This is a genomic window from Flavobacterium tyrosinilyticum (genome assembly GCF_023656565.1).
Lineage (GTDB): Bacteria > Bacteroidota > Bacteroidia > Flavobacteriales > Flavobacteriaceae > Flavobacterium > Flavobacterium tyrosinilyticum.
Window position 1 is genome coordinate 1,109,582 of record NZ_JAMOKG010000002.1, and the last position, 22,412, is coordinate 1,131,993.

The window sequence follows — 22,412 nt, forward strand, 5'->3', positions numbered from 1 at the left end:
CATGAATAGAAAATTAACGCTTATAACATTACTAATTTTTACATCGTTTGTAAAAGCACAAATTTATATCCCAGTTGAGCAAGGATTATCAGGGAATAATAATGTTGGAATTGGAAATTCAAATCCAAACGCTATGTTGACAGTAGGAGGAGGCGCTCCTCTCTTTTTAAATCGGGGTGCTAGTAGCGTTACACCTTTTTTAGCTGTTTTGAATTCAGTAAATCCAACTGATGCCAAATATGGTTGGGCATTTTATGATAACTCTACAAATGGGAATTTAGATATTTTTAGAAGAAATGGAACCTCGCAAGGAATACAATTCATGAGTTTTAATAGAAATACTGGAGATGTCGCTATTGGAGAGATTAGCCCTCTGTTTCTTAATCACGGATCTAGTAATTCTACACCTTTTTTAGCAGTTTTGAATTCAGTAAATCCAACTGATGCCAAGTATGGCTGGGCATTTTATGATAATTCTGCAAATGGAAATTTAGATATTTTTAGAAGAAACGGAACCTCACAAGGAATAAAACTCATGAGTTTTAATAGAAACACTGGAGATGTTGCTATTGGAGAAAGCACTCCTTTATATCTTAATCACGGAGCTAGTAATTCTACACCCTTTTTAGCAGTTTTGAATTCAGTAAACCCAACTGACGCCAAATATGGTTGGGCATTCTATGATAATCCAATAAATGGAAATTTAGATATTTTTAGAAGAAACGGAACCAGTCAAGGACTGCAATTTATGAGTTTTGATAGGAATACTGGTGACGTTTCTATCGGTACAAGTAATTCAAATGGAAATAAGTTAGCAGTAAAAGGCACTATTGGTTGTGAAGAAATTGTAGTGAAATCTGCTAGTGCTTGGAATTGGCCAGACTATGTTTTTGCGAAAGACTATAAATTAAAACCATTGCACGAAATTAAAGAATATGTTGAAGAGAATCATCATTTACCCGAAATTTCCTCAGCTCAAGAAATAGAAAAAAATGGTTTCATGTTGGCAGAAATGAATATGAAATTATTAAAGAAAATTGAAGAATTGACACTTTATATGATTGAACAAGAGGAAAAAACAGAAAAACTTAAAACTCTTGTTTTAGAGCAAAACAAACTTATTTCGGAACAAAACAAACGCCTAGAAAAACTTGAAAACAAACCATGAAAAAAATAATTACACTTTTGTTATTAGGCATCTGCGCCTTTTCAAATGCCCAGCAGAAAATTACCTTCAGTTATGACTCGGCAGGAAATCAGATTTTGAGAAGCTTATGTCTTTCAGGCTGTAACCCTACAGGAAAAACAGTCGATGAAGCCAAAGAAATGGAAGCGGTTACCGAAGACGACCTGCTTAAATTCTCAAAAGAAGATGTTATTTCCTATTACCCAAATCCCGTAAAAGAACAGCTTTATCTAAAATGGGAGCTCATAAACGATAACAAGGTTTCTTCCATTACCGTCTACGGAATATCAGGCCAGGTTCTGCAGAATTTTTCTCGAACAGAAAGTACCGATAACCAGATTATTTCTTTTGGAGAATATCCTAGAGGGGTTTATTTAGTAGTTCTTAACTATAAAGACGGGGAACAGAAAACGATTAAAATTATCAAGCAATAATATATGAAGCATTTTTACTTAGCATTTTTATTTACCGGTTTATCTTTTTTTGCTTCAGCTCAAGACTTGGGAGGAACACCTGTTGAAGGAGTGACTATTATCAAGAAAATCAATAAAGCGGAAGAAACTCAAGTTAGTGGCATTGAAAATAATAGCCAAATTTCTAATTTGTCAAGTTTAGCCGCAATACCTGGGCCGACGGGAACATCAAATGAAGTAGGTGTCACCGAAGGACAGCTGTCAGTTTCGCTTAGCGGCGCAGCGAACTATTCTATTCCTATTGCAGTGCCAGCGGGAATTAATGGTGTGGTGCCCGAGGTAAATCTAGTTTATAATAGCCAGTCTGGAAATGGAATTGCAGGTTACGGCTGGAACATTTCAGGAGTCTCAGCCATAACAAGGATTCCCAGAACAAAATTTCATGATGGAAGCGTCGGAGGAATAAATCTTGACGCTAACGATCGTTTCGCCTTGGATGGACAGCGCCTGATTCTAAAAACTGGTGTGTCTTATGGTGGGGCAAATACAGCTTACGAAACAGAGAATTTCTCCAATGTAAAAATTAAAGCTATTGGCGTATCGCCTCTTGGCGCTAATTATGGACCGGCTTCTTTCTTAGTGGAATACCCTGATGGTTCCATTGCGGAATATGGTTCTGCTTTAGAATCGCAATCAATCAAAGCATGGGTCATAAATTATTGGCAAAACCCGCAGGGTGTAAGGATCTCATATAATTATGCTAAAGCTCAAAATAATATTATTCTAACCAGTATTAAGTACGGAGCTTTAGGAGCTGCAATGCCTATCAATGAAATTAAATTTATTTATGGTGTCCGAGCGCGGACTGAACAATCCTATATTGGGGGGCAGAGCATTCTAGATGACAAAATTTTAGAAAGAATTGAAGTAAAAGGCAATGGGCTTGGATTTAGGAATTATGATTTAAAATATCTTGCAAATTCTATAGGATACCAGCGTTTGGAGAAAGTATTTGAATCAAGCGGAGATGGTATGAGGAGCTATAATCCAACAGTGTTCACATATGAAAACACCAGCGAGTCTATATCGTATGCAGATATTACTACAAAAGTAAACCTTGGAAATGTGTCTTCTCAAAACGCAGCCACTGTTTCTGGAGATTTTGGGGGAGATGAAAAAATGGATTTTTTAATCTACCCTACAACAGGACCGGATACCAAGTCAAAGTACTGGCTATATTCGGATATAAATTCCGGAGGAGATAACATAGGTTTTGAACATAAAGTAGGAGCTTTTGAGGCTATTTTTCCTGTCAGCTGGCTAACCTGGAATAATAAATTATGGTCAAAACAGGGGTGGGCTGTAGCAAAAAAAACAGATGCAAATTACATTTTCACTATTTATTCTGCAGGAACAGTCTCACCTATTTATTTCCAGTACGAAAAAACGGTTAATTTCCCTACTGTACCAATACAGGAGATTCTTTATTGTAATTCGCATTATAGCGAGAAGATTTTTCCTAAAAAAATACTTTCAGGTGATTTCAACGGTGATGGCCTCACCGATGTAATAGCCATTGATCTGCAATTGACAGAAGCATTTTATAACGATGGTTCAAATTGTGATGATATAGGCTTTGAAACGATATATTCGAAAAAAGTCTATTTTGTGGATTTAAAAAGGGATAACACGACTAATTTCTTAACTTATTCGGGTGAGTTGGCGTCAATTATTACTTCCGCTACTAAAGTAGAAGTGGCTGATGTAAATGGCGATGGAAAATCCGATTTTATGATTTTTGAAAAAGGGAAGGCAACTGCCTATACCCTCAATGACAGCAACCAGCTCGTGTTATTATTTGATTACAGTGATCCTCAAATTTTTTCAAATTCGAATTTTCCTCTTCTGGGGGATTATAATGGAGACGGGAAAACAGATTTTATGATTCCTGGCGAAGGAAACAATAGGACCATGTCATGGATCACTTACACATCGACTGGCACTACTGTTGTGAAAACCCCTTTTTATGGCGTATGGTATTATCCTAATGAAAGTAATTCTACCCACAATTATTTTGCCACCGATTACAATAAAGATGGAAAGACTGATTTAATTAGAGCTTCGGGTACTAAATTGTCCACATCATTAGGACGAATAGAAATAGAATGTTTTAGCAGTAAAGGCGGCATTTTTTCTTATCCTAATTCAGCCTCGGCATTAAGTGCAAGCAGTGCAGATATTAATCAGGGCATACTGCCGATTTTCTTATATACAGGAAGAGGAATACGTAGCGATGGCAAACCGTTTAATCCAACTTTGGAAATTGCATTTTTGGGCAACAATAAGATATTTTATTTTAATTCTAATAAAGATAGTGCCAGAGACCAATTGCTGCGAACTATAACCACAGGAAATGGGGTTAGGGAAGTGATTACCTATCAGCCATTGTCTACATCTTCAATAAATGAGAATCGCATGTCAATTTACACTAGCGGATATTTGGAAAATTACCCGACAGTGGATATAGAATTCGCACCTGTTGTACAGGTAGTTACTAAATTAGAGAAATTAAGCGCTTCGGTTTATAAAAAGCAGCTGTTTGCCTATGCTGGAGCAGTCTCCAATTTGGAAGGGCTTGGCTTTATGGGATATCGCGCCTCAATGCGAACCAATTGGTTCGAAAGCGATAATCAGACGATTAGCACTGTGTCTAAGTTTGACCCTTACCTGCGAGGTGCTGCTGTTGAGAATTATACTTATCTGGGGATGGTCAGCCCTTCAGCAGCATTAAGCAGTCCTGCTCCAAACATTCCTAGAGCCAGCCATATTACGGTTGACAATGCCAGAACGGCAACCGAAACCATTTTGGCAACAAACAGTATTAGGTTTAGCCCTGGCGCAGTAATTAAACCTGGAGCAGGGAATGCTTTTACGGCTAAAGTTACTTCCGATTATGATGCTAATGGCTATACAGAAACAAATACTAATCCTGCTTACGGACTGATAAGCAAATCTCTGTCATTTTATGAATCTAGCCTGTCTTCGTCCAAAGTATTCAAGCTCCAAAATGTACGATCAAATAATTATGATATTCTAAATGACACCAGTAATGAAACCAATACTGTATATGATGATTTTAATAATCCTACAGAGATTATTACTAAAACTAGGTCTGGAGGAGTTAACCAGCAAGTCAGTACTACTGCAATAGCTTACGACCCGCTGATAAATGCCCCTTATATGGTAGGAAGGCTTAAAAGTAAAACCCAAAACGTAACTGCTTCTGGAGACAGCATGAATTCTAAAGAGATTTATCAATACGGTTCGGGGTCTGAAAGCAATCTATTGAAGATAGTCCAAAAATGGGGCAACAATACAAACGCTATAACAGAATCCAATGCCTATGATGCTTTCGGAAACGTGATATTAAAAACGATATCTGCATCTGGTCTTGCAGATAGGCAAACGAGTTTCAAGTATGATCCGACAGGCATTTTGTTAAAAGAGAGCACTGGAATCGAGGGGTTCAAAACGGCATTCGAGTATTATCCTAACGGGACTCTTAAATCGGAAAACAGACAGACTGAGTTAGGCGTTTGGAACAATGCACTGCTGACGGGCTACGAATATAATTCCTGGTTCAAGAAAACTGTGGTTACGGATTATTTGGGCAAGACGCATACCTATGCCTACATACGCGAAAATGAAAAAGCCAAAATCACGCTGACCGGAAACACTGATGATTCTTACAGTGAAGAGCTATTTGATGAATTGGGCAGAAAAATACGCACAGGCATAAAAGGCGTGCACGGCGTTATGTCCTATGTAGATTTCAAATACGATATTTATGACCGCAACTTTAGTGTCAGCGAAGCCAACACGGGGGCGCCATTATGGAATACAACTCTGTATGACGTTTACGGGCGTCCTGAAAGCATTACAGATTATAGGGGGAAAGTATCGACTATAAAATATGATAAGCGAACCACTACAGTTACGGATGGCAGCACCGGTCAGATCAAAACGGGGACTAAAAATGCTATGGGCAATTTGGTAGCAATGGTTGAGAGCCCAATAGGAGGAACCATAAATTATAGCTATTTTGCAAACGGAAATCTTAAGGAAACCAGTTACAATGGCACTAAAATAATTGTGTCGCAAGACGGTTGGGGACGCAAGACCAGCCTGACAGATCCTTCTGCCGGAAGCTATGCATATGCCTATAATGAACTCGGAGAAAGTACAAAAGAAACCACTCCAAACGGCACGACAACCTATAAATTGAACGATTGGGGCAAACTCGAAACCAAAACCATAGAAGGCGCTAACACCAAGAGCACCACCCAGTACTCTTATACTCCAGACAGCAGGCTGCTTTCAAAGACTGTTTACACTGATGGAGGAGATGCAGGAAAAACAATTATTACCGATTATACTTATGACTCCAAAAAACGATTAGAAAGCGTTACCGAAACTACAGGCTATGGTGCTGTTTTTACAAATAGGATAGAATATGATGCTTGGGGCAGGATTGAGAAAGAAACCAAGACGGCATCTTTAAACGGAAAAACAAGTTCATATAGCACGCAAAATGAATACAAAAATGGCTTTGCATATAAAGTATATGAGCTAAAGAGTGGACAAAAGACGAAAACTCTTTGGGAAGCGACCGAGGTAAATGCCCAAGGGCAGGTCACCAAGGCATTGCTGGGCAATGGAATTGCCATTAGCAGGGATTTTGATGCCTATGGCTATATCACCAATGTAAAGCATACCTTAGGCACGTCCCTTATCATGGAATTAGGCACCAATTTTGATACTCAGCGTGGGAATCTCAAGTGGCGTAAAAACAGCCTTTTCGGAAATGTAACTGAAAATTTCGGATATGACAGCCAAGACCGTCTCATACAGTACCCTAATGCACAGGGTGTGCAGGAAGATCAGGCCTATGAAGACGATGGACGGATTAAATCAAACGGATTGGGAACCTATAATTATGGCATCTCAGATAAAAAGCATCAAAATACCTCTATAACGCTGACTGCTCAGGCCTCAACTGATTATCAGAACAGACCCTTGCAGACAGTCAGCTACAACACTTTTAAGAGTCCGGTTGAAATAGTGGAAGATGGCGGAGATAAAATAAGCTTTGTGTATAATGCAGACGATAGCCGCAGCGTAATGTTTTATGGAGGCTTAGGGCTCAAAGAAACCCGAACCTACCGAAAGCATTATAGTGCTGAAGGATATATGGAGATTAAAGAAAATACGCAGACAGGAGCAATTGAGTTCGTAACTTATGCGGATGGTGACGGATACTCAGCTTCGATTGTTTATAAAAAAACATACAGTAGTGAAGGAGCTGTACAGGAACAAATTTTATATTTGCATAGAGATTATCAGGGGAGCATCTTGGCAATAACTAATGAGACGGGAGCTGTATTGGAAAAAAGACAGTTTGATGCTTGGGGGGCTATTGTAAAAGTGCAGGATGGTGCCGGTAATGCATTAAACGGTCTTACTATTCTTGACAGAGGCTATACAGGTCATGAACACCTGCAGAGTGTAGGCCTGATACACATGAATGGACGTCTGTACGATCCTAAACTCCACCGTTTCCTGCAGCCGGATAATTACGTGCAGGATCCTGGAAACACCCAAAATTATAACCGATATGGCTATGTATTGAATAACCCTCTAAAATATACAGATCCTAGCGGGGAGTTTAAAATTAATTTTAATGACATAATCGCTGGGGTGGCAATAGTCGTGGGCGCGGTTCTGTCAGCAACAGGGGTTGGAACTGGAGCTGGAGCCGTCTTAATTGGAGCTGGAGTGGCCCATTTTGGCGTAGCATATGCTGAGTATAGTAAGACTGGAGACTGGAATGCCGCATCAAATAATGCCGGAATCAGTTTTAGCACGACTATAACCACAGATTTTGGTTATGGCAGTTCTAAAGATAAGCAAAATGGTATTGGCCAATATGCACCTATAGTTAATCCAGAAACTGATAATTCGCTTTTAGGGATCAATGGAACGTCATTAGAAGCACCTTCCTCTTTGGTTAAGTATGGGCAGTATTTGAAAGACTATGAAGAATGGAAAAAAAAGCCTCTCATTGAAAGATTATTATCTGGTAGGCCGGAAAATCCTTATATGATTGCGAGCAGTGGAGGTTTAGAATTTATTACAGGTGAAGCAGAGGTCATGCTGTTTGCAAAAGCTGGTGAAAAAGCCTATGAAGTATATCATCTGGTAAATAAAGAAACAAAGGCAATTGAGTATGTTGGTAAAACGGGTCAAGGTTTTTTAACAAGATTTGAACAGCATTTACTAGATCCCGCTAAGCAAGCTTGGATACATAATGTAGAACCAGTTTTATATAAAAGCGGTCTTAGTCGTTACGGAGCTAAATTTTATGAACAAACAGAAATAATTTCTCTTAAATTGGAAAAACTATATAATAAGATAAATGCAGTAGCGGAAAAAAACTGGATTAAATACGGAATAAAAAAGCAATAAATCATGGCAAAAAGAATAAAGCAAGGCGATATATTTAAAGTAATTGAGAATGGCGAAGTCAGATATTTCCAATATTTCTATACAGATCCAAATTATCTGGGAGGCGATTTAATTTGGGTTTTTAATTTAAATAAAGAAACTCAGGATTTTAATGAAATTTTAAATTCAGGATATAGCTTTTATTTTTACACTAAAATTGTAGCTGGCATAAAAATGAAAAAATGGGAGTATTTAACTAATATTGAAATAGAAGAAAAAATGAATTTTTATCCATCATTTCGCTGGAGAGATATAGAGACCGGATTATGGTATAAGTTGCAATACGATAAAAAGCATCTTTTGGGAATGATATTGAATGATGAAGAATCAAAAGTTCCTGTTGTATCTTTTCAGTTTCCTGTTGGAGCAGTTGAATTTATTATAAAAGGAGCTGATTTTTTTAGAAAGTATTCGACTGAATTTGAAAGGGAGTACTTTGAAATCAATAAGAGGATGTAAAAGCGACTGTTATTAAGTTTAGTGAATAAATCCGAGCTCTTCGAAGAGTAATTTCTAAATTTGAAAAAAAAGCGCAAATGTCTCTTTAGACTTTTGCGTTTTTTTTTGCCCGACTCCCTGATCCATTAGATGCTGCTTAGCCTAAATGGGTTGGATATGGAATTGCCGCTGCTGCTGCAGGGGCATATCTTTATTCAGGCGATTATATTGAAAAGATGACTCGTGAAATTGAGGGAATAAAAAGACGAACTTTGGGGCTTCTGGTTTTGTTTATGAATTAGTCGCGACAAAAAATGGTCCTTATCCGAATTTGAATACAGGCGGTACAATTAATTTGAAAGTTGGAGATGTTTGGAAATATGGGCAAACAACAAAAGCTAACAGGTATTCAGAAAAATCACTTAAAGCAAAAGGTTTGGAAATGATACCTCTTCCTCCAGGTGGAAATCAAATGGAAATATTAATTCAAGAAAAATATTACATATATGGGTATTTCTTGTTACATGGAGAGAGACCTCCAGGAAATCCAATTTTTAGATAATAATAATTAATAAGATAATATATGAAACTAGGTTTAGCTCAATATACTTCGGCGGAAATAAAAAAAGAAACTAGATTTTTAATCGATTTTTCAGATGAGATGGAAAAATCTTTCACACAAAAAGTATATGGAAAAGATTTAATGGAAATTGTAATTGGAATTGTATGTGTGAGCCCAATCTTTGAAAATTTTTTTAAGCCAAAACCTCCAAAATATACTAAAGAAAAAAAACATATAAGAAGTGAGGGATTTGAATATGAAGTTGAAAAATGTTTAGAGTATAGCATAAAATTAGATTTTGAGACATTTAAAAATTTTTCAGAGATCGAGGCTAAAAAACATTTATCGTTGGAAATTTTAAAATCATTAGAAATTATAGAAACAATGAAATCTAAAATTAAAGACTTCGATTTGATAAATTTTAAAAAAGATTTGGAAAATTACTTTGAGGAAAAAGGTTTTATATAATTATTAGTAGAAAGCAATTTTAAGGATGAGCAGCAATGTTCATCTTTTTTTTTAATTTTTCTAGAGAACTTGAAATAGGCAGAGGGTTTCTTGTTTTGCGGATCAGGTAAATAATAAAAAATGAAATTCTCAATAAATCATAAATGGGTACAGTAGGGTACAGTAAAAGTTGTACTTGTAGCAAGTCTTATCTAATTGTTCCTTTGTCTGGCAATAAAATCAGAATGCTTATGCCCCTAGCTCTGCAAAGAGTGCCAGACTTAAATTGAAAAGCTGCGCAAATGTCTCTAGACTGCACCCAAAAGTTTGGACGAATTTATAATTAAATTTGATAAGAATGAGCTCGATATTGTATCGGGCTCATTGCTTTTAAAAATCACTCCAAAATACTAGAAGAATCCTTAATCTCAAAATCAGCATACCGCCAAGCAGTATCAAAAGAGGTTTTAATTTTTAAAGCCTCTTTTACTTTTTTCTGAAAAGTTAAAGCATTATAAAGTCCGATTAGGGCGAAGCCGTTTTTTGGGAGCGTTTGTAAATCTTGTTTGTAGATTTTTTCTGCTTCGGCATATTTTCCAGCTTTAAGCAAAACTGTGCCTAAATAATGTCTTACGGAGAAAAACCAATCTGGTGGTTCATTGTAATTTAACTGATCTTCGATTGCTATTGCTTTTTTTAAAAGTACGATGGCTTTATCTAAATGATTCTTTTTTAATTCAACTCCTGCTGAAAGTACATTGGCAGCAATTTGAACAAGATCATAAGTGGTATTGATATTCCAAATGGTAACCTCTTTTAAGGTTTTATATTTTGCTAATTGCTTCAGAGAAGCAAGCTGTTTTTCGGCATTGGTAATATCATTTTTTCCGATATATGCCATTCCTTTGGCGTAATGCCAAATAGCATTCGGGTATACGAGATCTTTTTCAGGTTGTGGAATCTCCATAATTTTATCCCACATCGAAAATTTTACAGCGATATAATACGGAATGCTATAATAATGCTGTAAAGTCCCCCAGCCAGCTTCACGCATGATTTTGGGAGATATATGCTGTTGTAATATCTGTGCCGATTTCCAAGCCAATTTTGAATTTCCTTCTAAAGCAGCGGTAGCCACCAAAAAATGATAATTATGCGGATAATAGGCTAGAGGATAGGCGCCTTGTGCATTACAAGCAGTGGAATACAAACTATCAATTCGAACCGCTTCAATGTTGGAAAGTGTGCCTTCATGATAATCTCCCGTACGAATGTAAATATGAGAAGGCATATGAACCAAATGTCCCGAACCTGGAACTAAAGTTTCTAGTAATTTGGCACTTTTAAGTCCGTTTTCTGGATGTGAAGATGCTTCTACAGCATGAACCAAAAAATGATGTGCGCCCGGATGTTTCGGATTTTTTGTAATCAATTTGTTTAAAACGGCAAGTATTTCGGTAGTCCATTTTTTAGGTATTCCAGTGCCTTTTTCATACAAATCCCACGGATGGAGATTCATTTGAGATTCCGCGTAAAGCGCGCCGATATCTGGATCTGCAGGAAACTGAGTATATACTTTTTTCATGGCTTCGGCATAAGCAATATCAAGCGGTTTTCTGTCTGCGGGAGGATTTTTAGCATAACGTACCAATAAAGCATCAATCAAAGCGATTTCTTTTGGAGAACATTTGGCAGAAAGTTTTTTAGCTTTTTGAGCCGCATCATAAGCACGCTGAAAATTATCTTCTTCCATTCCGGCATTATAATTTGGGCCGAGAACATAAGCAAAACCCCAATACGCCATAGCGCAATTCGGATCTAAACGTGAAGCTTCATAAAATGATCTTGCTGCTTCGGCATGATTAAATCCGTAAGCCAACATCATTCCCTGATTGAAGTATTGCTGCGCTTCTGGATTATCGGTTGTAATTTTAAAATTCACACCATCAAGATCCTTAAATTTTGGCGCTTTCTTGTTTTGGGTGTACCAATCTTTATCGTTCGTTTTCGGAATATAGCACCCTTGCGAAGCGCTGACTTTAACTGATTTGGGTTCTGTGTTTTTGTCTTTACAGGAAATAAAAAGAAAAAAAACAGCAATTAGAAAGTAATTATATTTCATCGCAAAATGGATTTGAAATTATATAATCAGTGTAAAAGCTCGAAAGAAGAAGGGTAATGCTTATAATGATAGTTTGATCCGGAGAGTATTAGACAAAATTAATTAAAAAAGAAATAAGTTTGTGTAAATATTTGTTTTTCAGTGATTTGTATTTGTTTGGCTGGGTTTTAGAGTTTCACGCAGATTAAAAAGGATTTAAGCAGATTCGCGCAGATTTTTTTTAATTGATTTGTTTAGATCTGCCTAAATCTGCAAAATCTGCGTGAAAAAAATTATCAAAAAAATAAGGTCTACACTTTTCAGTATAGACCTTGAATTATATGGAAATAAATAATTTCTTAGTTTGTTCCAGCAGCAACTTTATCCACTAAAAACAATAATTCGCCCGAAACTGGTTTAATCAATTGCATTGGATATAATGTCGGATTGTATTCGCCAGTTGTCACTTCTTTCAAAGCGTTGATTTTCTTTTCTCCAAAAGCCACCACTACGATTTTCTCTGCTTTGTTAATTAACGGAGCTGTAAGCGTGATGCGATACATTTTTTGAGGAGCCAAATAATAAGCATCAACCCATTTGGTTTGCTCTTTTAGAACCGCTTCACCTGGGAAAAGAGAAGCCGTGTGTCCGTCATCGCCCATACCTAAAAGAATCAAGTCAAATTTACCTTCTTCGCCCAAAACTTTTCTGATAGATTTTTCATATTCAGCTGCATATTCTTCTGGCGTAACTCCGTCTTTGTACATTTCAAAAATGTTTTCTTGCGGAATAGGAACGTGGCTCAATAGGGTCGAATAAGACATTTTTGCATTGCTCAAATCATCATTAAGCGGAACCCATCTTTCATCACCCCAAAAAATATAAACTTTACTCCAGTCTATTTTGCTTTTGTAGGCATCAGAAGCTAATAATTTGTAAATCCCAGCAGGAGAAGAACCTCCTGTAAGTACAGCTGTAAATTGGCCTTTTGCTGCAATCGCTTTTTGAGCTGATTCTACAAAAAGATCTGCAGCTGCAGTATTAATTTCTTCTGTATTATTGTGTATCTGTATCATTTAAAACTTCTTCTTTTGTTTGTGTATTCGGAATCCATTTGTGGCCTTGACGCGCTAACAATTCATCAGCTTCTTCAGGTCCCCAGCTTCCTGCTTTGTAATTTGGGAAATTCTTTGGAGGCGTTGTTTTCCAAACTTGCTGAATTGTTTCAATTGCATCCCAAGCTTCTTCCACCTGATCCCAACGCATAAATAGAGTAGGATCTCCCAATAATGCATCTGCAATTAGGGTTTCATAAGCTTCTGGTGACATTGTAGAACAAGAAAAATAATCAAAAACCATTTCTGCAGGTCTTAAAGACATCGATAAACCTGGTTTTTTGGTCATAAACTGTAGTTTAATGTCCATTGAAGGTTGAATGTTGATAATCAATCGGTTTGGTGTCATGCCTTCTTTTCCGTATGAGAATGAAGAATGTGGCACTGGTTTAAACTGAATAATAATCGAAGATTGTTTTTCTTCCATTCTTTTTCCTGAACGCAAGTAGAACGGAATTCCCTGCCATCTCCAGTTGTCCAAATAGATTTTCATTGCTACATAAGTTTCTGTATTAGAATCTGGCGCAATGCCTTTATCCTGACGGTAACCCGGAACAGGAACTCCTTTTATTTCTCCAGCATCATATTGGCCTCTTACAATATAATGATCGACTTCTTCTGGTTTAATACGGCGAATTGACTTTAAAACATCTGCTTTTCGATTACGAATGTCATCAGCATTTAAAGAAGCAGGAGCCTCCATAGCCGTCATACATAGAATCTGAAACAAGTGGTTCTGAATCATGTCTTTCAATGCACCAACACCTTCATAGAATCCGCCGCGTTCTTCAACGCCGACTTCTTCTGCAACGGTAATTTGCACGAAATCAATAAAATTACGACTCCATAAAGGTTCGAACATTGAGTTTCCAAAACGGAAAGCCAAAATATTTTGAACCGTTTCTTTTCCTAAATAGTGGTCGATTCTGTAAATCTGCTCTTCTTTGAAAGTCTGTGAAAGCATTTCATTCAATTCAATTGCAGAGGCTTTATCGTAGCCAAAAGGTTTTTCGATAATAATACGATCTTGTTTCGGATTTGCAGCAAGTCCAATTTTCTTGATATTGTTTGAAATCGTTGAAATGAAAGAAGGCGTAATCGAAAGATAGAAAAGACGATTAGCGCGTTCGCCAAAAGCAAGGTCAAAATCGTTTATTTTTTCGTTTAGTCCAAAGTATGATTCTTCTTTATCGATATCAAGACTGTGGTAAGAGATATGCGAAAGAAACTTTTCTGTTTCTGGATCATCAACTCCTTTTCTTCTTGAGAACAGATTTAGATTTTCTGCTACATAAGCGCGAAAATCTTCATTGGTTTTTTCAGCTCTACCAAGAGCAATAATCTGAAACTGTTCAGACATGCGTCCGTCAAGGTACAGATTTTGGAAAGCGGGGAAGAGCTTTCTCTTTGCTAGATCTCCAGTTCCGCCAAAAATAACAATGATGGTTGGATTCTTTAGTTTATTTTTAGTCATTGTGTGTAGTTGTGTTGCTTTAATTGTTTATTCAGCCCATTGTGTATGGAAAACGCCTTCTTTATCGATACGCTCGTAAGTATGCGCTCCAAAATAATCACGCTGTGCCTGAATTAAATTAGTTGGAAGATTAGCAGATCTATAAGCATCAAAATAAGATAACGAGTTCATTAATCCTGAAACAGGCAATCCTTTCTGAACAGCGAACTGAATCACAGCTCTCATTCCTGCTTGGTTTTCTACTAATTTTGAAGCAATTCCGCCATCCAAAAGTAAATTTGGCAAATCTGATTTTGCTACGTATGCTTTTCTGAAATCCTCTAAAATGGTAGCACGAATGATACATCCGCCACGCCAGATTTTAGCAACAGTTTCTAGATTTAATCCGTAGTTGTATTCTTTAGAAGCGGTGTGAAGCTGAGCTAAACCTTGAGCGTAAGTTACCACGATAGAAAAATACAAAGCCGATTTTAAATCCGCAATGGCTTCGCTTTGCGGAACATTTGTTTCATCAGCGTTCCAAACTAATTTTTTAGCCGCTTCAATTCTTTCTGGTTTTGTTTTAGACATATCACGCATGTTAACCGCTGCGTCGATTGTCGGAACTGGAACTTGTAAATCCATTGCATTTTGCGAAGTCCATTTTCCTGTCCCTTTAGATCTTGCCCAATCCGAGATTTTGTTGATTAATTGTGTTCCGTCTTCATCTTTTTGTTTTAAGATGTTTCCAGTAATTTCAATCAAATAAGATCTTAAATCATCAGTCTGATTCCATTCGGCAAAAGTTTTCTGAATCGTTTCATCATCCAAGTTATAACCTCTTTTCATTAAGTCATAAATCTCAGAAATCAACTGCATGATTCCGTACTCAATTCCGTTGTGAACCATTTTTACGTAGTTTCCAGCAGAACCATTTCCTAAATATTCTACACAAGGTTCGCCATCTACTTTTGCCGCAATGGCTTCAAAAATAGGACGAAGTCTTTCATATGCTTTCTGATCTCCACCAGGCATCATAGCAGGACCGAAACGAGCCCCTTTTTCACCGCCCGAAATTCCCATTCCGAAGAAGTGGATTCCTTTTTCAGACAATTCAATAAATCTTCTGTCCGTATCTGTAAAATAAGTGTTTCCACCGTCAATAATAATGTCTCCTTTGTCTAAGTGAGGCAATAAACTAGCGATAGCGCTGTCAACTGGTTTTCCCGCAGGAACCAATAACATAATCGCTCTTGGCTGCTGAATAAGCTCTACAAAATGTTTTACATCTGTTGTCGCTTCAATAGTGTGGTCGGCATCGGCTTCTTGTTGAAGAGAATTGACTTTTTCGGTGTCTAAGTCTAAACCTGCAGCCGCAAAGTTATGGCTGGCGATATTTAAAAGTAGGTTACGACCCATTACGCCGAGTCCTACAATTCCAAAATCAAATTTGCTCATAGTTTTCAATTAACTAAATTATTAGAAGAAATGTTTTTGCAGCAAAAAGTAAGAGAAAGTATGGTAATTCTTTTTCATTCAATGTTTTGCAGCAAAACAATGGTTATTTTAATCTTACATTTCAAAATGTAGAGCGCTAAGTTAGAGAAAAATGCTGAAAAATAAGGGGTAAAATCGTTCACTTTTGGTCTTTATTGTGATACTTTTTATGTGTAAAAATTACGCTTATTATGACTGTTTTTCAACTATATCGTTATAATACTGCTATTGTCATTTGCGAATACTTTTATTAGCAGCATCTTCACGCTCGTAAGAAAAAAGAAGTAAAAAATTATAAAAATGTTTATTGAAAATATAGGAATTGAGGTATTTTTGAAAACCCAATTATTGGATCCAAGATTTAATTCATTAAAGTATTATATCCTTTTTATGCCAAGAAACATAAAGTTTGTTTTTACAGCCATCTTTTTAACCCTTACTTCGGGTATCTTTTTTAAAGCAAATGCACAGTCGGTATTAGAGAACGAAATATCTATTCAAGCAGATAAGAAGCCATTAGGCAGTGTTTTGGACTTAATGGAAGAAAAAGGAAATTTCAGATTTGCTTATTATGGCAAACTGGCTGTAAAAGATAGTGTCGTTAGCATTCATGCTGATAATAATACCATAAAAGGAGTTTTAGATCAGCTGCTAGGTGCCAAATATGAATTGAAAGAATCGCCAGGGTTTGTTATTGTTCGTTATGCTCCTTTGGAACTTGCTTTGGTGTTAGAAAAAAACACTGTTTTGAGTGACGGACAGCAAATTGTAATTGGTTATATTGTAGATACACAAACCAATAATCGTATTGAAAATGTGAGTGTATTAGAGAAGAATGCACTAGTATCTACCTTAACGAATAAAGATGGTTTTTTTGAACTTCGATTAAAAAATGCACCGCAAGCTATAGAACTTACGGCGGTTAAGGAGAATTATAAAACTGTGACGATGGTATTTCTTTCTGAAATTAAAATTCAGATGGGAGACAAAAAAAATAAAACAGATTATATTGATGGAGATTTCTCTGCAATTGAAAGATCAGGAATTGGCCGTTTCTTTATTTCTTCCAAACAAAAAATACAAGCGCTCAATTTAGGAGGATTTATTTCTAAGGTTCCTTTGCAGGCTTCTTTAATTCCGAGTATCAGCACTCGAGGAATGCTGAATACGCAAATTGTCAATAATTTTTCGCTAAATATATTAGGAGGTTATAATGCTGGAGTTCGCGGGCTAGAAATGGCAGGACTTTACAATATTAATCGTATGAATGTTGACGCGCTTCAAATAGCCGGAATATTTAATACCGTTGGAGGATCTGTTAACGGAATTCAGTTAGCCGGAATCTATAATAATGTTTTTGGCAATTTAAGAGGATTGCAAGTAAGTGGCATTCATAATAGTGTGAAAGGTTCGCAAGTCGGTTTGCAAATGGGTGGTATTTATAACAATGTATATAAAGATTCTAAAGGGCTTCAAATTGCAGGAATTGGTAATACAGTAAAGGGTTCACAAAACGGATTACAGTTTTCGGGAATTTACAATATTGGAAAAGATACCGTGCGTGGTGCCCAAATTACGGGACTTTTTAATTATGCCAAAGAATTAAACGGAGTCCAATTTGGATTGGTCAACATTACAGATTCACCGTCTGGTTATAGTTTTGGTCTGTTAAACTTTAAAAAAGGCGGTTATAAAAAGATTAGTATTACAAGCAACGAGATTTCAGACATAAATCTCGCTGTAAAAACAGGAGACCATAAAATGTATACCATTTTAATGGCGGGAAGAAGCGATAGAAACGATGAAGAAAAGCTATTCTCTTTCGGAATTGGATTAGGGAAGAACATTCCATTAGGAAAACGTTTTACTTATAATCCCGAATTTAGCACGCAATATCTTTATTTAGTAAATTGGGACATTTATAATTCCTTATCTAAATTTGATTCTTCCTTTTCTTTTCAATTATGTAAAGGTGTAGCGCTATCTGCAGGACCTTCTTTAAATTTTTATTGGTCTGAGAAACAAGATAAAAACGGCAACTTAAATACTTCTACATTCGTTCAGGATTGTACCAAACGCTATACTATAATAAACAATAATAGCAAAGATATTCTGGGATGGATTGGATGGAGTTTTGGATTGACACTGTTTTAAAAAATGATAAAAAAAGCCTGTAAGTATTAATTTTACAGGCTTTTTTAAAGCTATGTGTTAGAAACTAGTTTCTTTCTTAGTTCTTTCTCAACTAAAAAAAATCTATGTCTCTATGTGTTTAAATCTTAATTTTTTAAGGATAAATCATCAAAAACATATAAGCAAACAAATTGACTAGAAGCACAACGCCGTAAACGATATTCGATTTTCCTTTGCTCAGAGAAAGCATTACGGTAAAAACAGATAGTGCCAAAAGAACAATAGATTTAATATCAAGTCCTAAAACAATTGGAATTCCCATTAGGATACAAACGAGCGCAACAGTTGGAATAGTCAAACCAATACTGGCAAGAGCAGAACCTAGAGCTAGATTTAAACTCGTTTGCAATCGGTTCTTTTTGGCTGCAATTATCGCTGCAATCGCTTCTGGCAATAAAATAATGATGGCGATTACAACCCCAACCAAAGATTTTGGAAGATTGTGACTTATAATAATAGTTTCGATAGTAGGTGAGAGGGTTTTCGCTAGTAAGACCACAATTCCTAAACTCACCAATAGAAAAACAAGACTTGTATAAAATGTTTTATTATTAATTTCGATTGGATGTGTTTTAGATTCGTCTTCGCTCGTAGTATTGGTTAGAAAATATTGGCGATACCCTTTGGTTTGTGCGAACAAAAAAGAACCGTAAATAACCAGACAGGCAATAGAAGCAAAGATCAATTGAGGCGTTGAATAATAAGAGCCGTGAACACTTTCTGTAAAAGTGGGGAAAACCAGAGTAAATACAATAATCGAAATAAGCGAAACCAAACCAATCGTTACCGAAGAAGTAGAGAAATTCTGTTCGTAATGTTTGATGCTTCCAATAAGTAGACACAATCCAATAATTCCGTTCAGAATCAGCATGGTGGCTGCATATACGGTGTCTCTGGCCAAAGAAGCGGCTTCAGAACCTTCAGAAAGCATTAAAGAAACAATAATAGAAACTTCAATTACAGTAATAGAAATAGCCAAAATTATGGTTCCGTAAGGTTCTCCAACGCGTTCTGCAATAATTTCAGAGTGATGAACGGCAGACATTACGCTCAGAATAAGCAATATACTAGCAACAATCTGAAATAAGCTGCTGTCGGCGATCAGTCCGCTAAATAAAAGAACCCACGAAAGGATTGGAATAATGATGGTCCACTGTAATAGTTGTTTCATTTTTTGTAGTTTTTAAAGTTTATACTGCCGATAGGGCCAACAGAATCGGCTTTTACCTTTTTTGTAAGATAGAACTTTTATAGCTAAAAATGATAAAAAAAGACATTTTTAAGCACTTTTTAAGTTTATTTAAGAGTGTTTTGACTCAAAAAGTATATTTTGACTTAAATAAAATTAAAACTTTATTTAAGAATTTCTCATGTTTTCCTTTCGATGCGGTTTTTCCTTAATAGTTTAAACTTTGTCAAAGTTTTGAACTTTGACAAAGTTGGCTTCGTGTTGATTTCTTTCTAAACACATAGAAACATAGTTTAAAATTGCGGATAAAGGCGTTTCACTAACATTAATTCACATAGGTTTAAACTTTGTTAAAGTTTCGCACTTTGACAAAGTTCGTTTCGTACTGAGACTATGTGTTAGAAACTAGTTTCTTTTTTAATTCTTTCTGAAATAAAAAAATCTATGTTTCTATGTGTTTAAGAAAAAAATTAAAGTTTCTCTATTTTTTTTCTCGCAGATTTAGCTGATAAAGCAGATTTTTTTTTTGATTTGCATAATCTGCTAAATCTGCGGGAGAATATTTTAAGAGTTTCGAATAATTTCCTTTCGATGCGATTTTCCCCATTTGATCATTTCTTCGATTACTGGGCCGAATGATTTGCAATACGGCGTCGATTCGTATTTGACCTGAATTTCGGCATCACGGTCTTCGGTTCTTTTGATCAGCATATTGATCTCCATTTCTTTGAGTTCTCGCGAAAGCATGCGTGTCGTAATTCCCGGAATGCTGCGTTCAATTTCCCTGAAACGGTTGTTTCCATTGCAGATAGAGTTGATGATGGGCAAACGCCATTTACCGCCCAAAACATGTAAAGTGTCCTGAAGCGCTTGTACTTCTTCTTTCTGATTTCTTTCCATAACAAAACAGCATTAGTTTAGAAAATTTACTGGTTACAAAGTTATACCATAAATCTAAAATAATGAAAAAAAAATAAAGATGTAACGAAAATTTAAGCTTCAATAATGCTCAAAATAGTTTTCGGAATTTCAGCGAAAGCTTCAAAAGAATACGGTTTAATCAAATAGGCTTTTACGCCCATAACATCGCATTTTTCTTTGTACGAAGGATTAATGCTTGTGGAATAAACAAAACACGGAATTTTTTTTAATTCATCATTGCTAAGGATTTCTTGCAAAGCTTCAATACCGTCAATAATAGGCATATTGATATCGGTAAGAATAACATCGGGATTTTCGTTCGAATCGTTTTTTAGATAATTAAGCAGTTCCTCGCCATTGGCAACAAGACTGACTTTGCTAAAATTTGGATTTTTGGTAAAAGTTTCTGTAATAACATCTGCATCATCTATGTCATCTTCAGCAATTACGATATGTAAATTATATTTTTCCGGCATTTTATAAAATCGGGAAGTAAAGGTTAAATATGGTTCCTTTGTTCAATGTACTTTCAACGGTAATATTTCCAGAATGGTTTTCCATTATCTTTTTACAGATAGCGAGGCCAATACCATTTCCTGAGTATTCGTTTCTGGCATGCAGGCGCTGAAAAATGACAAATATTTTAAGCAAATGGCTTTCTTCCATTCCAATGCCGTTGTCTTTTATCTGAACCTTTACAAATTTAGCATTTTGATTCGGTATTTCACTATCTAAATTTTCTTCCTGCGAAATTTCTATTACAGGAGCAATATCTGTTTTACTATATTTAATGGCGTTTGAAATAAGATTAGAAAAAAGCTGTCTCATTTGCACTCGAGAAGCTTTGATAATAGGAAGTTTTCCTGTTTTGATAACTGCTTTTTTATCCGAAATTATAATTTCAAAATCCTCAATAACTTCCGAAATGATGGTTCTTAAATCTATTTCTGTTCGTTCTTCCTGTGCGGTGTGAGATGAATACTGCACCAAATCATCAACAAGAGAATTCAATCGAAGAGCCGATAATTTCATGACATTTATAGCTTTTGTATCGGCTTCTTTAAAATAGCTTCCGTCAATTCTGCTGGTATTCATGACAATTTTCCGCAGCGGTTCTTTCAAATCGTGTGATATTACATGAATAAATTCTTCGAGATTACGATTGATTTTATTCAGTTCGTTTATTTTTTCTTCTAATTCTTTCTGATGGCGGAATAAAGCTTCCTCATGCTTTTTCTTTTCGGTCAAATCGGTAATTACAACCCCAATAGCTTCTACAGCGGGTTCAAGATCAGTTAAAGCGATATAAGCTGGAAAAGTCTTTTCATTCTCCGATTTTAGAAGTATTTCATGTTTAGTAATTCCATATCTCAGTGCTTCTATAATAGAAACAAACTGTGTTTGGTTTGTAAAGTATTCATAAATGTACGTTCCTGTTATTTTCTCTGATGAAAGACCGACTAATTTTGAAAATTGCTCATTGCAATAGAGTATCAATCCATTTCTTGAAATACTCAGCGCGCCCTGACCGAATTTCTCTATAAGAAGACGATATGTATAATCGGCAGTTTCTAGAGAATACAGTTCGGGAACTCCATTACTCGTTACCACAAGCGCATCAACATCTCCTTGTTTTATGGCATTAACAATACTGTTTGACTCATAAAGTTCTTCTTTCAATGACTCAATTTCGGCTAATAGAGCGGCAATATTTTTTTTATTTTCCTTCAATTTATTCGCTTATATTAAGTATGTATAATACTTTTTCTTTATCTGATAAATCTCCTAAAATGATTCTTTTAGGCTCTGGCTGTGTTTTGATCAAGGTAGGAATGGCTACAATCTGATGAATCACAGCCAGTTCTTTATCACGGCTGATATCAACAATTTCTAATTCATAATTGTTGGTGAGATAGGTATCGCAAATTTTGCGTATATTTTCGATTGCATGTCCTGATTTAACAGACATACCTGAAACAAAAAGCATAAACTTATGTTTGGTTGTACTAGTGCCATCAGATGAATCTTCCATGATTAAGAGTTTATAGGTTTGATGTTCAGCCCTACAAGCACTCTTTCTTCATTAGAAAGGTCACCTATAATTTTACGAATAGGCTCGGGAAATTTACGCACCAAAGTAGGTACGGCCAAAATCTGATCGCCTTCTGCCAATTGCGGATTCTTCAGCAAATCGATAATCTCGATGCTGTATTTTCCTTTTAAATGCTCCTCGGCATACTTCTTTATGTTTTCGAGCGCCTTGATCGATTTTGGCGTTTGCCCTGCTATATAAAGCAATAATTGCCATTCGGCTACTTCTTTTTTCATTTGAT

17 protein-coding genes are annotated in these 22,412 nt (G+C 36.2%); 7 read left to right on the forward strand and 10 right to left on the reverse strand.

All coding sequences use genetic code 11. From position 1 onward, the window contains the following. Window position 1 precedes the first annotated feature (1 nt). From NCC77_RS12570 to NCC77_RS12595, 6 genes are all read left to right on the forward strand, one after another. Window positions 2-1,168: a hypothetical protein gene (locus NCC77_RS12570; RefSeq protein WP_250835875.1), complete on the forward strand. Its 1,167-nt coding sequence runs from the start codon at window positions 2-4 to the stop codon at window positions 1,166-1,168. Further along, window positions 1,165-1,620, forward strand: a complete 456-nt coding sequence (locus NCC77_RS12575) for a T9SS type A sorting domain-containing protein (protein ID WP_250835876.1) — start codon at window positions 1,165-1,167, stop codon at window positions 1,618-1,620. Before NCC77_RS12570 ends, NCC77_RS12575 begins: the two co-directional genes overlap by 4 nt. Window positions 1,621-1,623: 3 nt before the next feature. Continuing rightward, a complete protein-coding gene (locus NCC77_RS12580) occupies window positions 1,624-8,124 on the forward strand; it encodes an RHS repeat-associated core domain-containing protein (protein ID WP_250835877.1) in 6,501 nt (2,166 codons plus the stop codon). A gap of 3 nt (window positions 8,125-8,127) precedes the next feature. Beyond that, window positions 8,128-8,622, forward strand: a complete 495-nt coding sequence (locus tag NCC77_RS12585) for a hypothetical protein (protein ID WP_250835878.1) — start codon at window positions 8,128-8,130, stop codon at window positions 8,620-8,622. Window positions 8,623-8,932: 310 nt separating this feature from the next. Then, window positions 8,933-9,163 (forward strand): hypothetical protein, encoded by a 231-nt coding sequence (locus tag NCC77_RS12590; protein ID WP_250835879.1) that lies wholly within the window; start codon window positions 8,933-8,935, stop codon window positions 9,161-9,163. Window positions 9,164-9,184: 21 nt separating this feature from the next. Next, window positions 9,185-9,631 (forward strand): Imm44 family immunity protein, encoded by a 447-nt coding sequence (locus NCC77_RS12595; protein ID WP_250835880.1) that lies wholly within the window; start codon window positions 9,185-9,187, stop codon window positions 9,629-9,631. A gap of 376 nt (window positions 9,632-10,007) precedes the next feature. On the opposite strand, the gene NCC77_RS12600 is transcribed toward NCC77_RS12595, so the two are convergent. The 4 genes from NCC77_RS12600 to gndA form a co-directional block, all read right to left on the reverse strand. Then, on the reverse strand, window positions 10,008-11,732 hold the full coding sequence (locus NCC77_RS12600; protein ID WP_250835881.1) for a tetratricopeptide repeat protein: 1,725 nt from the start codon (window positions 11,730-11,732) through the stop codon (window positions 10,008-10,010). A gap of 338 nt (window positions 11,733-12,070) precedes the next feature. Next, the gene (pgl, locus tag NCC77_RS12605) at window positions 12,071-12,787 is read right to left on the reverse strand and encodes a 6-phosphogluconolactonase (protein WP_250835882.1); all 717 of its coding nucleotides are present in this window, start codon (window positions 12,785-12,787) and stop codon (window positions 12,071-12,073) included. Next, the gene (gene zwf / locus NCC77_RS12610) at window positions 12,768-14,300 is read right to left on the reverse strand and encodes a glucose-6-phosphate dehydrogenase (protein WP_250835883.1); all 1,533 of its coding nucleotides are present in this window, start codon (window positions 14,298-14,300) and stop codon (window positions 12,768-12,770) included. The genes pgl and zwf overlap by 20 nt, the downstream gene beginning before the upstream one ends. Window positions 14,301-14,327: 27 nt before the next feature. Next, window positions 14,328-15,737 carry an NADP-dependent phosphogluconate dehydrogenase gene (gene gndA / locus NCC77_RS12615; protein WP_250835884.1) on the reverse strand — a complete coding sequence of 470 codons (1,410 nt, stop codon included), beginning with the start codon at window positions 15,735-15,737 and terminating at the stop codon, window positions 14,328-14,330. A 339-nt stretch (window positions 15,738-16,076) separates the two neighbouring features. Here gndA and NCC77_RS12620 point away from each other — a divergent pair, with 339 nt between their 5' ends. Continuing rightward, a complete protein-coding gene (locus NCC77_RS12620; RefSeq protein ID WP_250835885.1) occupies window positions 16,077-17,930 on the forward strand; it encodes a carboxypeptidase-like regulatory domain-containing protein in 1,854 nt (617 codons plus the stop codon). A gap of 133 nt (window positions 17,931-18,063) precedes the next feature. Here NCC77_RS12620 and NCC77_RS12625 read toward each other — a convergent pair whose 3' ends face one another. The 6 genes from NCC77_RS12625 to NCC77_RS12650 all read right to left on the reverse strand — a co-directional run bounded on the left by NCC77_RS12625 (window position 18,064) and on the right by NCC77_RS12650 (window position 22,407). After that, complete coding sequence (locus NCC77_RS12625) at window positions 18,064-19,140, reverse strand: calcium:cation antiporter (protein WP_250835886.1); 1,077 nt, start codon at window positions 19,138-19,140, stop codon at window positions 18,064-18,066. Window positions 19,141-19,722: 582 nt separating this feature from the next. After that, on the reverse strand, window positions 19,723-20,058 hold the full coding sequence (locus NCC77_RS12630; RefSeq protein WP_250835887.1) for a winged helix-turn-helix transcriptional regulator: 336 nt from the start codon (window positions 20,056-20,058) through the stop codon (window positions 19,723-19,725). A gap of 92 nt (window positions 20,059-20,150) precedes the next feature. Continuing rightward, window positions 20,151-20,555, reverse strand: coding sequence for a response regulator (locus tag NCC77_RS12635; RefSeq protein ID WP_250835888.1), 405 nt, complete (start codon window positions 20,553-20,555; stop codon window positions 20,151-20,153). A gap of 1 nt (window position 20,556) precedes the next feature. Further along, window positions 20,557-21,810 carry a sensor histidine kinase gene (locus tag NCC77_RS12640; RefSeq protein ID WP_250835889.1) on the reverse strand — a complete coding sequence of 418 codons (1,254 nt, stop codon included), beginning with the start codon at window positions 21,808-21,810 and terminating at the stop codon, window positions 20,557-20,559. Window position 21,811: 1 nt separating this feature from the next. Continuing rightward, entirely contained in the window at window positions 21,812-22,111 is a 300-nt protein-coding gene (locus tag NCC77_RS12645; protein ID WP_250835890.1) for a circadian clock KaiB family protein, read from the reverse strand. Window positions 22,112-22,113: 2 nt separating this feature from the next. Next, complete coding sequence (locus NCC77_RS12650; RefSeq protein WP_095927489.1) at window positions 22,114-22,407, reverse strand: circadian clock KaiB family protein; 294 nt, start codon at window positions 22,405-22,407, stop codon at window positions 22,114-22,116. Window positions 22,408-22,412: the final 5 nt, after the last annotated feature.